The sequence below is a fragment of the uncultured Dokdonia sp. genome, assembly GCF_947492535.1.
In the GTDB taxonomy this organism is placed as follows: Bacteria; Bacteroidota; Bacteroidia; order Flavobacteriales; family Flavobacteriaceae; genus Dokdonia.
In genome coordinates this window covers 90,972-105,590 of the sequence record NZ_CANLNH010000007.1, presented here as the reverse complement: position 1 = coordinate 105,590, position 14,619 = coordinate 90,972, and the positions used below count along the sequence as shown (strand labels likewise).

The window sequence follows — 14,619 nt, the reverse complement described above, 5'->3', positions numbered from 1 at the left end:
ACTTCGGGTTGTATTTTATGCTTATTACCTGCTAATTTTTTTACTTATGTCATGAAACTCTTTTTCAGTCAAGATATCCTTTAATTCTAATTCGATGGTTGTTCCATTAGGATGGTATCTCTGGTATTTTACCATTCCAATACCTTTTGCGTAATACGTAAATTGATAGAAATCATAGTTTTGACCATTTTCAAGATATTTGATTTCGTACTCATCCATAAACTTTACCGTTGCATATTTAGTTCCGTATACTTCAATATTTTCAAATTTATTTTTTGTACGTTCTTTTATCATTTGTCCATTTCCATATCTAGGGCTTTTATACTTTATGGAGTACTTGTATTTATTATGATCTACCCATTTATAGACATTTTTATCTACTATTATTCCATTAACGCGAATATTTTGTCCGTCATCACTTTGTTCAAAGTCAGCATACCTAATAACCTCTGCTCCTTTAGTGTTTAATTGTTCCTCAAAAATATTATAAAGTCTAAAATCAGTTGTATACGATTCTGTTAGAATGGTATTTGTTTTTGGATCAGTAGTGACTTTCCAATATTCAATATTCTTCGAATTGTTTTTATCAACGTATTTATAAACGCTGACTTCTTTCTTTTTTCCGATTTGATAATAATATCCTTTTATTTCTTTTTGTGCGTAGCAACTCGGAATAATGAATATTAAAATAAGAAAAAGAATGTTTTTTATTATTCTCATTTTTTAGTTTACATGTAACGATACAAAGACTAAATATACTGTAAATAATATGAGTTCAATATAATAAACGTTATAAAAGTAATCTAAACAAAAGATAGTCAATGTGTTGCGTTTTTCTCTCCCTTTGGGAGAGGATTAAGGTGAGGTTTTTATGTGAAAACCCCTCATCCTAACCTTTTCCCAAAGGAGAAGGAATAGAGGTAGTTTGTTAAGCTCATTAAGTGTTAATGAAAAGCTGTAGTTTTTTTAGGTTTATTAACAAGTAAAAGGATGTACATCTTTTAAGATGTACCTAATTAAAGGTAATTAGCTGTTTTACTTAAAGCGAAGTATATCGAAATTCCGTCATCACTTGAACAAGGCAGGTAAGAACGGAAAGTTTGAGAAATTACGTAAAGAAAAATTACGCAATTTCTTAAACAACCACACCTTCACCAGATATTAACTTCCAAGATAATCTGTAGTCATTTGCGCGAAAGATATAAACGGAAAGTCATTCCTTTTTTATGCTCCGCATTTTACAAAAAAGCAATGACAACCACCCTTTCACCGCGTCTTAACTTCCAAGATAATCTGTAGTCATTTGCGCGAAAGATATAAACGGAAAGTCATTCTTTTTTTGTGCTCCGCATTTTACAAAAAAGCAATGACAACTACCCCTTCACCAAATATTAACTTTCAAGATAATCTGTAGTCATTTGCGCGAAAGATATAAACGGAAAGTCATTCCTTTTTTATGCTCTGCATTTTACAAAAAAGCAATGACAACCACCCTTTCACCGCATCTTAACTTCCAAGATAATCTGTAGTCATTTGCACAAAGGTTTTAACACCTAATAAGAGGCCGCTTTCGTCTATGTGGAAATCAGGCGTATGGTGAGGTGCTGCTGTTTTGTCTCCAGGCGTTTTTCCTCCTAAGAAGAAATACACACCTGGTACTTCTTTTTGAAAGAATGAAAAGTCCTCAGCACCGGTAATCGCTTTGATTAATTTTACATTGTCTTTTCCAGCCGCTTTCTGCATCGAAGGTAACATCTGTGCTGTAAGATCTAAATGGTTATAGGTAATAGGATATCCTTTTGCAATATCAATAGTTGCTTCTGCACGATAGGCTGCTGCAATAGCAGGTACCATTTCTTGCATACGCTTATTAATCATTGCTTGCATATTATAATCTAGTGTACGAAGGGTTCCAATAATCTGTGCACTTTCTGGAATGATATTACTACGCACACCTGCATTGATTTTTCCAATCGATAATACGGCAGCTTCTTGTGTAAGTGGTGACTCACGGGAAATAATGGTTTGTAAACCATCTATTATTTTTACAGACGCCATAATAGGATCAATACTTGTCCATGGCGTAGATCCGTGGCTTTGTTTTCCTTTTACATTAATTTCAAAACTCTGTGAGGCAGCCATAATCCCACCTGCTTTATACGCGATGGTACCTACGTCTTGACCCGCTCCAATATGCAATCCAAAAATGGCATCTACATCAGGATTTTTGAGAACTCCTTCTTTTACCATTAGTTCTGCTCCCCCTTCTTCCCCTGGAGGCGCACCTTCTTCAGCAGGTTGGAAGATAAATTTCACCGTTCCTGCGAAGTCATTGTTTTTTGCTAACACTTCAGCTACGCCCATTAAAATAGCAATATGAGTATCATGACCACAGGCATGCATCACAGGAACTTCATTACCACGATATGTGCCTTTAGCTGTCGATTTAAACGGTAAGTCGACACGCTCTTCTACAGGTAATGCATCGATATCGGCACGTAAAGCCACTACTTTTCCGTTACGTTTTCCTTTTAATATCCCGACAACCCCAGTTTTGGCAACTCCAGTTTGTACTTTGATGCCTAGTGATTTTAAATGCGCTGCAATTTTTTCAGCCGTTTTGAATTCTCTATTTCCTAATTCAGGATTTTGATGAAAATCACGACGCCACTCAATGACTTTAGATTCTACAGCGTTAATTTCTTTTTCTAGTGATTGCGCTTTCGCGAAAGCGGACACCAAAATAATCCCACTTACAAGGAGTGCTTTTGTATACTTCATAGGTATGGTTTGAATTATCTAACAATTTGATTTGACTGAAAAATACGAATTAATTGGAGGAATTGATATGATATCCTTTAATTAATCTGCTTTTTGATAGGCTTGCTGCAGCCAGTCAATAAGTTGGTTGTCTATTTCATCAGTAGTAGAGATTTTTACCCGATGCGTACACATCGTTCCAAAAGGTCCCGAGTTTTCAAGACGTTCTGTTGTAGGAACCTCTTTTAGCTTTAATCCAAGATCAATACGCGTTTTTGTAGCAGGTTTGATCAATGCAAATTGCTTTTTCCGAATGATACTTACGGTTGTTTTTTTAGGCGTGATCACCACATCCTCTCCAAACTTTTTAACAACAGTGAGTAATTGCTCATAGATAGGAAGTAAGCTTTCTTTTCCTTTGTATTGTGCTTCTACAAGATCTGTAGGAGTATGAGTTTCTTCTTTAGATAAGGTAACAATCGTATTAGCAAAACCGTGTGTTACTTGATGCTCTTTCTTTAAAAAGTTAACCGCTTCAGAATGCTTACTAAATGATTTTGTTTTCAATACCGCTTTCCATTGCTCTAAGGATTTTCCTGTTTTCTCAGGCATGTTAGTAATCATGGTTTGTAGTGCTTTGTCCATAAGAATGTCTTTAGAAGTCTTATAAATGTATTAAAATTCTATTTTTCATTCAAGTAATCAATAGACATTAGACAGCAAGAGTAGCAGTGAAATTTAAATCATAATCGTACTGAAAAATACGATTATGATTTAAAAGCCACCCGCTCCATTAGTACCTTACTATAGGTGATTGAGTGCTTCGTTTTGAGCGAAGTGTATCGAAATCACCATATTCTTACTTCCCATTCAACTCATCAGATACGCATCTGACCATAAGAGTAGCACGGAAAGTTTTCTCTTTTTTATGCTTCGCAACTTATAAAAAACAGAAAACAACCACCCGTACCATTAGTATCTTCTATAGGTGATTGAGTGCTTCGCTTTGAGCGAAGTGTATCGAAATCACCATATTCTCACTTCCCATTCAGATAGTCTATTGACATCTGACTATAGTAGTAACACGGAAAGTTTTCTCTTTTTTATGCTTCGCAACTTATAAAAAACAGAAAACAACCACCCGTACCAATTTATACATTACATAGGATCATTTTCCATTCAAATAATCAATACTCATCTGACTAAGGGCTTTAACTCCCAATTGGAAGCCAGATTCGTCGATAAAGAAATCTGGGGTATGATGAGGAAATGCTTCTGTATTTCCTGGCGTCATACCGCCTAAAAAGAAATAGAATCCAGGGACTTTTTCTTGAAAGAAAGAGAAATCCTCTCCACCTGTTGTTGCCTTGGTTAACTTGATGTTTTCTGTACCGCCTACTTTACGAAGTGTTGGTAGCATTTGATCTGTTAAGGCAAGATCATTATACGTAACTACGGTCATATTTTGCCAATCAATCGTCGCTTCACCACCATAGGCTTTGGCAATATCACGCGCCATTTCATCCATACGTTTAATGATTTTTGTACGCATATCAGGATCAAGGGTACGTACGGTACCAATCATCTCTGCACTTTCAGGAATGATATTAAAACGTAACCCAGACGTAATTTTTCCAATCGTAATCACTGCAGCCTCATCCGTTAATCGGCTTTCTCGCGAAATGATACTCTGGAAACCATCTATAATTTTTGCTGAAATATAAATCGGATCCACACCAGACCACGGCTGACTCCCATGTGTTTGTTTTCCTTTTACGTTTACGACAAAACGTTCTGTTGCAGCCATGGTTCCTCCAGGTTTGTAACGAATGGTGTTTACTGGAGTTCCGCTATTAATGTGTAATCCGAAAATGGCATCTACTTTAGGATTTTCAAGAACCCCTTCTTTTACCATCAATTTTGCACCGCCTTCTTCTCCTGGCGGTGGTCCTTCTTCTGACGGTTGGAAAATGAACTTTACCGTTCCGTTGATTTTGTCTTTGTTTTTTGCTAATACTTCGGCAACTCCCATAAGAATAGCTGTATGTGTATCGTGCCCACAGGCATGCATCACGCCCGTTTCTGCTCCTAAGAACGTAGTTTTTACTTCCGATTTAAATGCCAAATCATTACGTTCTGTTACAGGAAGCGCATCAATATCTGCGCGTAATGCGATTACTTTTCCAGGGTTGTTTCCTTTTAGGATACCCACAACACCCGTTTTGGCAACACCCGTTTGTACTTCGATATCAAGTGATTTAAGATGCTTCGCAATTTTCTCGGCAGTTTTGAATTCGCGATTTCCAAGCTCTGGATTCTCGTGAAAATCACGACGCCATTCAATAACTTTATCTTTTACAGCTTCAACATCTTTATCAAAGCTAGTTTGCGAAAATGTGGTTCCTACAAAGAGTAGGAGGAGTGGTAATAGGAGTTTTTTCATAATTTTAGTTTTCATTCCCATGAAGATGGGAATCTCATAAATGTTATCGAGAATCTTATTGAGTGTTTATTTAATCTAAAAATATAGTTTTTTTAGTGATTTCTATTCTATCGAATAAATCTAAGCAGAATTTCTGGATGTCTTCCGATTTGTAATGATACTTTTCGCTAGTTATTTCTTTCATATCCTCACTAGTATAAGCTACACATGGTATTATAGAATGAGACATACTTCCGTACACTTTCTTATTTGGTCTTATTTCATAATCATACTCAGCTAATTCCCCAAGTTTGCAAGAATCGATTACATAAAACTTCTTTAAAGACTTTTTATATAGGCTGTAATGTATCTGCACTTTTTTACTACTATCAAATAGCGTTTCGCAAAAGATAAAATCTGGATGATAGGTAACTTTAGAAGTTGAAGAGTCTAATTGTACTGTAAACAGTTTTGCATCTGTTTCTTGTGCTTGAATAGACACTGTTACTAAGCAAACTATTACAGCGTATATTATAATATGAGTATAGACACGCATTCTAAAAAGCAATCAGCCGATAGCCTTCTCCTTGTGACTGTATTAAAATCGTCATGGCAGAAAGTGCAGTTTGTGTGAGTGGTAGTCTACGATCTTCGGTGATATTACGAGCACCAGCTGTTTGACCACATAAGATGATATCAACCCCTGCTTTATCAATTGCTTCAAGCAATTCAATATTTGGATTGTCTACGCCAAATTTCTCTTTATACGCTTCATTTGTGAGTAATCCATACGATGCTTGTCCGTGCATCGCCATACGTACGTGTAGATTTTTTACAGGAACCCCTGCTTTTTCATGCATGTTTAAAAAACGCGCAATAGTTTCGATATAAGGATTGCGTTTACTTTTATCTTCGGGTGCTTTGGAGACATCAAACACCGCTTTAAATTCCAATTCAGTATTGGTTTTAAAATCTGGATTTGGAACTTCATAGGTTCTGCCAAATTCTGGGATGACATTTCCTGATTGTGATGTGGGTTGCTGTGTATACGCTTTCGCGAAAGCGAATAAACAAACAATAACGACTAATTTCTTCATAGGATATTTCTTCCCCGTGAAGATACTTTATAATTTGTTGAAATTGAAATTTGGAATCTGCTATTGGTTATTTGTTATCTGTTATCTGTTATCTGTTATCGGTTATCTGTTATCTGTTATCGGTTATTTGTTAATTGTTAATCGTTCGTCGTTTGTGATTTAAAATAGAGTACTACTCTAATTCGATTAAAAAATAGAACAATACGCTATTTGAACTTTCAAACCTGAAACTTGAAACTTGAAACTTGAAACTTGAAACCTGATCTCTTCTCTATTATTAAAACATTGTTGAAAAATTGCTATAAAAACGAACGGTATGGGTTTTAAAATAGCGCTTCATATCGTACTTTGGCAGAAGCTATGGATTCTAAACTAGAAGTATATATTGAGGGCTTAAATGATGCCCAACGAGCGCCAACGTTACACAAAGACGGAGCGCTAATTGTGATTGCAGGAGCTGGGTCTGGAAAGACACGTGTACTTACGATGCGTATTGCATATTTGATGAGTCAAGGGGTTGATGCCTTTAATATACTGTCACTTACGTTTACCAATAAGGCAGCGCGTGAGATGAAAAAACGTATTGCAGGTATTGTTGGGAATAGCGAAGCTAAGAATTTATGGATGGGAACGTTTCACTCCATCTTTGCTAAGATTCTTCGTTTTGAAGCCGATAAATTAGGATTCCCTTCTAACTTTACGATTTACGATACGCAGGATTCTCAACGCCTCATCAGTGGGATTATCAAAGAAATGCAGCTGGATAAAGATATTTATAAGTACAAGCAGGTGCAAAATCGTATTTCTTCGTTTAAAAATAGCTTGATTACTGTACGTGCGTATTTTAATGATCCAGATCTTGTAGAAGCCGATGCGATGGCAAAACGCCCACGTATGGGAGAGATTTATAAAGAATATGTAGATCGTTGTTTTAAAGCAGGTGCAATGGATTTTGATGATCTGTTATTGCGTACCAACGAACTTCTAAATCGTTTTCCAGAAGTACTTGCCAAGTATCAAAATAGGTTTCAGTATATACTGGTAGATGAGTACCAGGATACCAACCATAGTCAGTACTTGATTGTAAAAGCACTTTCAGATCGTTTTCAGAATATCTGTGTGGTAGGTGATGATTCGCAGAGTATTTATGCCTTTAGAGGGGCAAATATTAATAACATTCTGAACTTCCAGAAAGATTATGATAATGTAGCGATGTATCGTCTGGAGCAGAATTATCGCTCTTCTAAAAATATTGTAGAAGCGGCAAATTCTGTCATCGAAAAAAATAAAACCCGTCTAGATAAAACGGTTTGGACGGCTAATGAAGATGGTGGACAAATTGTAGTACACAGAAGCCCAACCGATGGAGAAGAAGGACGTTATGTAGCGTCTAGTATTTTTGAAAATAGAATGAATCACCAATTAATGAATGGTGATTTTGCGATCTTATATCGTACCAATGCACAATCTCGTGCGATGGAAGATGCCTTGCGTAAGCGTGATATTCCGTATCGTATTTATGGAGGTTTATCCTTCTATCAGCGTAAAGAGATTAAGGATGTACTTGGGTATTTACGACTGATTATCAATCCTAAAGATGAAGAAGCACTAAAGCGTGTGATTAATTATCCTGCGCGTGGTATTGGAGGCACAACAGTTGATAAACTCATCGTAGCAGCAAAACATTATGGACGTTCTATTTTTGAAGTAATGGAGAAAATTGAGCAACTAGGTGCTTCTATGAACATTAATAGAGGGACGCAAACAAGGCTCGCCAATTTTGTTACGATGATCAAGAGCTTTCAGATTATGAATGAAAGTGGGGATGCTTTTGAGCTTGCAGAAACCGTTACTAAAAAAACTGGGCTTGTTCAAGAACTTAAAAAAGACGGAACACCTGAAGGAATTGCACGTATAGAAAATATAGAAGAACTCTTGAACGGTATGCGTGATTTTGTAGAAGAGCAAAAACAACTGGCAGATACCACAGGTTCTTTAGCTGAATTTCTAGAAGATGTAGCCCTTGCAACAGATATGGATAATGATAAAGGGGATGAAGATCGTGTGGCATTGATGACGATTCACTTAGCAAAAGGATTGGAATTCCCGTTTGTATATATCGTTGGGATGGAGGAAGATCTTTTCCCAAGTGCAATGAGTATGAATACGCGTAGCGAACTAGAAGAGGAACGTCGTCTCTTTTATGTGGCCTTGACACGTGCAGAAAAGCAAGCCTATCTTACCTATACAGAATCTCGTTACCGATGGGGAAAACTCGTAGAAGCAGAACCAAGTCGTTTTATCGAAGAGATTGATGATAAGTATTTGGATTATCAAACCCCTATGCAGAGCTACCGCTATAAGCCTTTAATGGATACCGATATTTTTGGGGATGTAGATAAGAGTAAATTACGATTAAAAAAGCCCGTTAGTGGATCACCTCCAAGTGTAGGAACACCTACTGGAGATCAATTACGTAAACTCAGGAAAATAAAACCTACAGATACATCAGATGTGCCTATTTCTAGTGTTGTCGGGGCATTAACAAAAGGTACTATCGTAGAACATATCCGTTTTGGACGTGGTATCGTAGAAGGTCTTGAAGGAAAAGGTCAAGATCAAAAAGCCGAAATCAATTTTCAAAATGGAGGGTTAAAGAAACTATTATTACGTTTTGCTAAGCTTAAGATTATTGAGTAATAATAGGTAAATATGTATTAATGTAATCGCTTGATTTTAAGGTTAAATCTAAAGTGCTTTCTTCGCTCCAATCATCTCCATGACCACCTTCATATACGGTAAATAGATGTGGTACATTGGCTGCATTCAGATTACTATCTAATTGCATTCCGTTGGAAAGGGGTACTAATGGATCTTGATTTCCATAAAAGAGTAGGGTAGGACTGCTACTCGTTGTGACTTGTAATGCAGGACTATTTGCCACGGCATAATCGGTGCCTTCTGGAAATTGACTTTCATCTACAAAAAGGTTAAGAGCAATATTGAAAGTAGGATCCTCCGAATAAAACGGATCTGTAAAATCACTCGGCCCTACAATATTAATAACAAATTTTACTTGGTCATTGGTATCATATACATAATCATACATCATCGCTAGATGTGCTCCTGCACTGGCACCTATCATTCCAAATTCAGGAAGGATGTGTAAGTCTTCACTTTGTGCTGTAATTTGATTAATCACTGCTTGAATATCCAAATATTGATTTGGAAATGCTTCAGTTCCTGTAGCAAGGTCGGCAAGTACATAGTTTACATTTACAATCGCATGGTCTGGATGAAATGCTTGTACAAAAGCAACCGAAGCTGCCATATCACTCTTGTCTCCAGAGATCCAACCACCTCCATGTATGAGGACAACTACTTTTGTTGTTGAAGCCGTTCTTCCTTCTGGTAAGTACAAATCATATACTTGTTGCGCATCATCACCATAGGATACATTAGTAAATGTAACAGCTTCTAATGGAGGCTGTTCAATAATTGTTTCGTCTGTTGTGATTTCATCATCAGATGAAGAACAACTTGAAATTGAGATAGAAAAACTAATAGCAATTAGGAGTAGATACAGATATCTCATGGGTTGATTTTTAGTTATAACGTTTGTATTGATGAATTACGTATATACGATCTGTATTTTGCATCAATTAGTATGCCTCTTTTGTAAAAAAGATAAAAAATAGAAGTGAAGGTGATCTTTTATACGCTTTCGCGAAAGCGTATAGGTTTTTTACATAACTTTAGGGTGTTCTTACTGAGACATATGGCAGCATTTATTAAAATATACGAAGAGAATCCAAACCCAAAAGAAATAGAACGCATCGTTTCTATTGTTCGTGACGGCGGATTGATTATTTATCCAAGTGATACGGTATATGCTTTAGGATGCGATATTACAAATAATAGAGCCCTAGAACGACTCGCTAAGATTAAGGGTGTGAAGCTTGCAAAAGCTAACTTCTCTTTTGTATGTAAAGATTTGAGTAACCTTTCTGATTATGTAAAACAAATCGATACGACTACATTTAAATTACTTAAAAGAGCCTTGCCAGGTCCTTATACATTTATATTGCCAGGGAATAATAATTTACCTACCGTGTTTAAAAAGAAAAAGGAAGTGGGAATACGTGTTCCTGATAACTTAATTACGCAATCTATTATAGAAGCTTTAGGAAATCCCATTGTATCTACATCCATTTACGATGAAGATGAGGTGATAGAATATATGACTGATCCAGAACTTATCTTTGAGAAATGGGGAGATATTGTAGATGTGATTGTAGATGGCGGGTATGGAGATAATATTCCTTCGACAGTGATTGATCTTACTAGTGACGAACCTATCCTAATTAGAGAAGGGAAAGGGAGTCTGGAAATATAATTACACAAATTTTCACTAAAGAAAAAAGCCTCCGTAGGAGGCTCTTATACTAAATCTAAAAAGATTTGGGGTAAATACTAATTGTAATTAACTAGTATGCGAGTAATTTATTTATCGCTTACAGCGATCATTGTTGTTGTATTGAACTTATTATTTTGGTAGGCTAGCTCTTGAAGAGCTAGTGTATTTATTACTTCAGGAAAATCTCCTGAAAAGTTATTGTCAAAAATGCTTAGTCTCTTAAGAGATTCTAATGATGCGATTCCTATTGGTAATTCTCCATCAAAATTATTACTGCTAATCTGAAGATCACGTAAGTTTGTAAGGTTTTCTATAGATACTGGAAGTTGACCTTCAAAGTTATTACTATATAAACTTATTCTTTTTAAGTTTTTTAACGTCCCTATATCTTCAGGAAGTTCTCCACTTAAATTATTGAAAAATAAATCTATGTATTCTAAACTAGCAAGATCAGTGATATTAGATGGAAGTGATCCTTCTAATTTATTGAAAGACATGTTTAATACTTTCAATCCTTTAATAGAAGTGATTGTTTGAGGAATCGCTCCTTGAATATTGTTTTTATGAAGATTTAAAACCTTTAAATTTGTTAAATCACCAATACTTTCAGGAAGTGTTCCATTTAGGTTATTATCTGTAAGAGATAATGCAATTACTTTATCATTAAGAATGATAACACCTTTCCAGTTTTTTGGAGATTTTTTTAAATCCCAAGAGTTCGTCCAAGATTTTCCGTCTGTTTGAGTATAAAGATCAATTAAGGCTTGTTTTTCAGTAGAAGATATCTGAGCGATCGCGCTAAAAGATACCATTAAAGCCATTGCTAGGGAAGTAAAGATTTTCATATTGTTGTTGATTTGGGTGCTACTAATATACTAGGATAGTCGTAACACTAGATAAAAGCACCCTTTTTTTCGACCAAATACTCAAAATTTTAACACTTTGGCTTGTAATTTGTGTAGTTCATCGATCTCTGAAAACGGAGATGAGTGTATTTCATCGATGAAATACATTCTAGTATAGTCCAAGTACTGTAATTTTCCATTTTTTAGATAAATTAAGATTGAAACGTTACTTCATTAAAGGATAGGATCTTTTTTAATAATTATTTACCCTTATGCTAGTAAGTATTTACAATTCATACGTCCTATATCTAATCCTTTACATTTTGATACATTAAAAACATATATATAATGAATATTACACTAGAACAAGCAGAAAAAATTATTACAGTAGCAAAAGCTACATCTATAGAAATAGAAACCAAAATGAATATTGCAGTAGTTGATGCTGGGGCAAACCTAGTTGCCTTTGCTCGTATGGACGGTGCATGGTTGGGATCTTTAGATATTTCTATTAAAAAAGCAAAAACAGCGCGTTACTTTGATATGAATACGGGTATTATAGGAGAGCTATCTCAACCTGGTCAACCTTTATATCATATAGAACATTCTAATAATGGACTCATTACGTTTCCAGGAGGTGTACCTATAAAAAATGAAGATGGAACTATTATTGGTGCGATAGGTGTAAGTGGCAGTACTGTAGAAAACGATCATACTGTTGCTGAAGCAGGAGCAGGTAGTATATTATAAATGTAAAAAGCAAAAAAGGCGTTTATTACGAACGCCTTTTTTTATAATGTATGTGATTTAAATTAGAATCTATATCCAAAAGAAACTCCTCCTCTAAAAAATATTTCTGGAGATAAGCCATCATCATCATCTCCAAAGTATCTACCAACACCTGTTGATAGCTCTATAACAAAACCATTTCTACTGACCCATTTTTGACCAATAGCAACTCCCACACCAAACTTACTCCATGTACCTCTTTCTTCTTGATTATTAAAGATATCATCAGCAAATAATCTCTCATTATCTCCTGTAGCATATTGTAATAAACCTTCAGCAAAAAAACCTCTAGCTCCGTAGTCTTTTTTATTAAAAAAGTATTGTCTAAAATAGGGTGTAAATGCAAATTTTTGTCTAAAATCAAATTCTTCATCTTGAAGATTGATATTAATATTTGCACCAAAACCAGAATACTTGCTTAAAACATATTCGTAACCAATATCTATAGAAGGTAATAGAAGACTTTCTAAAACATCTATACGAAATTCATGTTTCTTATTATTAATATCATTAAGGTTTACAGGTTGATCATCTGTATCTTCTTGAGCAAATGTGATCGTAGTACAAATAAGAAATAAAAATACTGTTATTTTTTTCATAGGATTGTTGTTAGTGATAGTGCTTAAAAATACATTTGTAAATGACGTATTGACTATCTTTAATATATAGTTTATTGTTATGTTCAATAGATTCATTAATAACTGAATGGTTGCTTCTATAGTATTTTAATTAACGTATAATTAACGTATGATTTAATTATTTAATTAATAATCAGTTGCTTATGTTTTATTTTATTTATAATTAATCTTAATAAAAATAAGTGTTTTTTATTTATGAAGTAAATATATAGTAAAGAAGTAGTTAATCGTATAGTAGGAAATACTAAACTGTAGAAAAAAAATAGCAATTTTTGCAAGTATATAAAAAGCCATTGTTTATAGGTAAACAATGGCTTTTGTATTATTTATGCTTTTCAATATTACATTAAGCTGTTTGTTTTTGGGCGGTTATCTCAGCAATTTTCACAATCACTTCTACAGCACGCATCATACTTTCTACAGGCACATATTCATAACGACCATGGAAGTTATGGCCACCCGCAAATATATTTGGACATGGTAATCCCATAAAGGATAATTGAGATCCATCTGTTCCGCCGCGAATAGGTTTAATTAATGGTTTAATATCTAGAGCTTTCATCGCTTCTTCAGCAATGTCTACAATATGCATTACAGGTTCTACCTTTTCTCGCATATTGAAATATTGATCTTTTATGTCTACCGAAACGAGATCTTTACCTAATTGAGTATTTAATTCGCTAGCAAGTTTTGACATTATCTCTTTACGAGCCTCAAAATGCCCTTTATCATGATCACGAATGATGTATTCTAGTTTTGTACTATCTACACTGCCTTCAATACTATATAGGTGAAAAAAACCTTCACGACCTTCTGTATGCTCGGGAGTTTCAAGACGTGGTAATGAATTGATGTAATCTGTTGCGATGTACATACTGTTTACCATTTTGCCTTTGGCATATCCTGGATGTACAATTTTTCCTTCTATTGTCACTACAGCACCAGCGGCGTTAAAGTTTTCATACTCTAATTCTCCAATCTGACTACCATCCATAGTGTATGCCCACGAAGCTCCAAACTTTTCTACATCAAACTTATGAGCCCCGCGACCTATTTCTTCATCTGGAGTAAAACCTACACGTATAGGACCATGCTTGATTTCTGGATGTGCTAAAAGGTATTGCATGGCTTCCATAATCTCTGTAATTCCAGCTTTATCATCAGCGCCTAATAGGGTTGTGCCATCTGTAGTAATAATGGTTTGTCCTTTATACTGTACTAAATCATCAAAATAATCGGGTGATAGTATGATATTCTGAGCTTCATTAAGAACAATATCTCCGCCATCATAATTTTCTATAATCTGAGGCTTCACATCTTTTCCTGTAAAATCAGGTGTGGTATCAAAGTGTGATATAAAACCAATAGTTGGCACCTCATGCGATACATTAGAAGGTAGTGTCGCCATCACATAGGCATTATCGTCTATAGATACATCTTGCATTCCCATAGCTTCTAGTTGCTCTGCAAGGATACGTGCCAAATCCCATTGCTTTTCAGAACTAGGTGTGGTGTCACTATTAGGGTCACTCTCAGTGTCTATTGTGACATAACTTATAAAACGATCTATTAATGCTTGTTTATTAATCATATTCTTTTATTTCAGCGAATGCGGAAATCTCATCCCACATACGCTTTGTTATTTTCATTT

General features: G+C 35.3%; 13 protein-coding genes. 3 read left to right on the top strand and 10 right to left on the bottom strand.

What is annotated here, in order from left to right; genetic code table 11:
• Positions 1 to 24 precede the first annotated feature (24 nt).
• The 6 genes from Q1A60_RS11290 to Q1A60_RS11265 all read right to left on the bottom strand — a co-directional run bounded on the left by Q1A60_RS11290 (position 25) and on the right by Q1A60_RS11265 (position 6,279).
• On the bottom strand, positions 25 to 720 hold the full coding sequence (locus tag Q1A60_RS11290; RefSeq protein WP_299765625.1) for a hypothetical protein: 696 nt from the start codon (positions 718 to 720) through the stop codon (positions 25 to 27).
• Between the two features lie 786 nt (positions 721 to 1,506).
• The gene (locus Q1A60_RS11285) at positions 1,507 to 2,781 is read right to left on the bottom strand and encodes an amidohydrolase (protein ID WP_299765623.1); all 1,275 of its coding nucleotides are present in this window, start codon (positions 2,779 to 2,781) and stop codon (positions 1,507 to 1,509) included.
• A gap of 81 nt (positions 2,782 to 2,862) precedes the next feature.
• On the bottom strand, positions 2,863 to 3,405 hold the full coding sequence (locus Q1A60_RS11280; RefSeq protein WP_299765621.1) for a DUF4287 domain-containing protein: 543 nt from the start codon (positions 3,403 to 3,405) through the stop codon (positions 2,863 to 2,865).
• Between the two features lie 523 nt (positions 3,406 to 3,928).
• Positions 3,929 to 5,203 (bottom strand): amidohydrolase, encoded by a 1,275-nt coding sequence (locus Q1A60_RS11275; RefSeq protein ID WP_299765619.1) that lies wholly within the window; start codon positions 5,201 to 5,203, stop codon positions 3,929 to 3,931.
• A gap of 70 nt (positions 5,204 to 5,273) precedes the next feature.
• Positions 5,274 to 5,684 (bottom strand): hypothetical protein, encoded by a 411-nt coding sequence (locus Q1A60_RS11270; protein ID WP_299765617.1) that lies wholly within the window; start codon positions 5,682 to 5,684, stop codon positions 5,274 to 5,276.
• A gap of 55 nt (positions 5,685 to 5,739) precedes the next feature.
• Positions 5,740 to 6,279 (bottom strand): DsrE family protein, encoded by a 540-nt coding sequence (locus Q1A60_RS11265; RefSeq protein WP_299765614.1) that lies wholly within the window; start codon positions 6,277 to 6,279, stop codon positions 5,740 to 5,742.
• 360 nt (positions 6,280 to 6,639) lie between these two features.
• Here Q1A60_RS11265 and Q1A60_RS11260 point away from each other — a divergent pair, with 360 nt between their 5' ends.
• Complete coding sequence (locus Q1A60_RS11260) at positions 6,640 to 8,979, top strand: UvrD-helicase domain-containing protein (RefSeq protein ID WP_299765612.1); 2,340 nt, start codon at positions 6,640 to 6,642, stop codon at positions 8,977 to 8,979.
• Here the strand turns inward: Q1A60_RS11260 and Q1A60_RS11255 are convergent.
• A complete protein-coding gene (locus tag Q1A60_RS11255) occupies positions 8,969 to 9,874 on the bottom strand; it encodes an alpha/beta hydrolase (RefSeq protein WP_299765610.1) in 906 nt (301 codons plus the stop codon). The two genes, Q1A60_RS11260 and Q1A60_RS11255, sit on opposite strands and share 11 nt — an antisense overlap.
• A gap of 183 nt (positions 9,875 to 10,057) precedes the next feature.
• Between Q1A60_RS11255 and Q1A60_RS11250 the strand changes: the two genes are divergently transcribed.
• The gene (locus Q1A60_RS11250; protein ID WP_299765608.1) at positions 10,058 to 10,675 is read left to right on the top strand and encodes an L-threonylcarbamoyladenylate synthase; all 618 of its coding nucleotides are present in this window, start codon (positions 10,058 to 10,060) and stop codon (positions 10,673 to 10,675) included.
• 107 nt (positions 10,676 to 10,782) lie between these two features.
• Here Q1A60_RS11250 and Q1A60_RS11245 read toward each other — a convergent pair whose 3' ends face one another.
• Positions 10,783 to 11,541: a Two component regulator three Y domain protein gene (locus Q1A60_RS11245; RefSeq protein WP_299765606.1), complete on the bottom strand. Its 759-nt coding sequence runs from the start codon at positions 11,539 to 11,541 to the stop codon at positions 10,783 to 10,785.
• Between the two features lie 348 nt (positions 11,542 to 11,889).
• Between Q1A60_RS11245 and Q1A60_RS11240 the strand changes: the two genes are divergently transcribed.
• Positions 11,890 to 12,291, top strand: coding sequence for a heme-binding protein (locus Q1A60_RS11240; protein ID WP_299765604.1), 402 nt, complete (start codon positions 11,890 to 11,892; stop codon positions 12,289 to 12,291).
• Positions 12,292 to 12,353: 62 nt separating this feature from the next.
• On the opposite strand, the gene Q1A60_RS11235 is transcribed toward Q1A60_RS11240, so the two are convergent.
• Positions 12,354 to 12,929 carry a DUF3575 domain-containing protein gene (locus Q1A60_RS11235; protein WP_299765602.1) on the bottom strand — a complete coding sequence of 192 codons (576 nt, stop codon included), beginning with the start codon at positions 12,927 to 12,929 and terminating at the stop codon, positions 12,354 to 12,356.
• A 385-nt stretch (positions 12,930 to 13,314) separates the two neighbouring features.
• Positions 13,315 to 14,559 (bottom strand): peptidase T, encoded by a 1,245-nt coding sequence (gene pepT, locus Q1A60_RS11230; protein WP_299765599.1) that lies wholly within the window; start codon positions 14,557 to 14,559, stop codon positions 13,315 to 13,317.
• Positions 14,560 to 14,619: the final 60 nt, after the last annotated feature.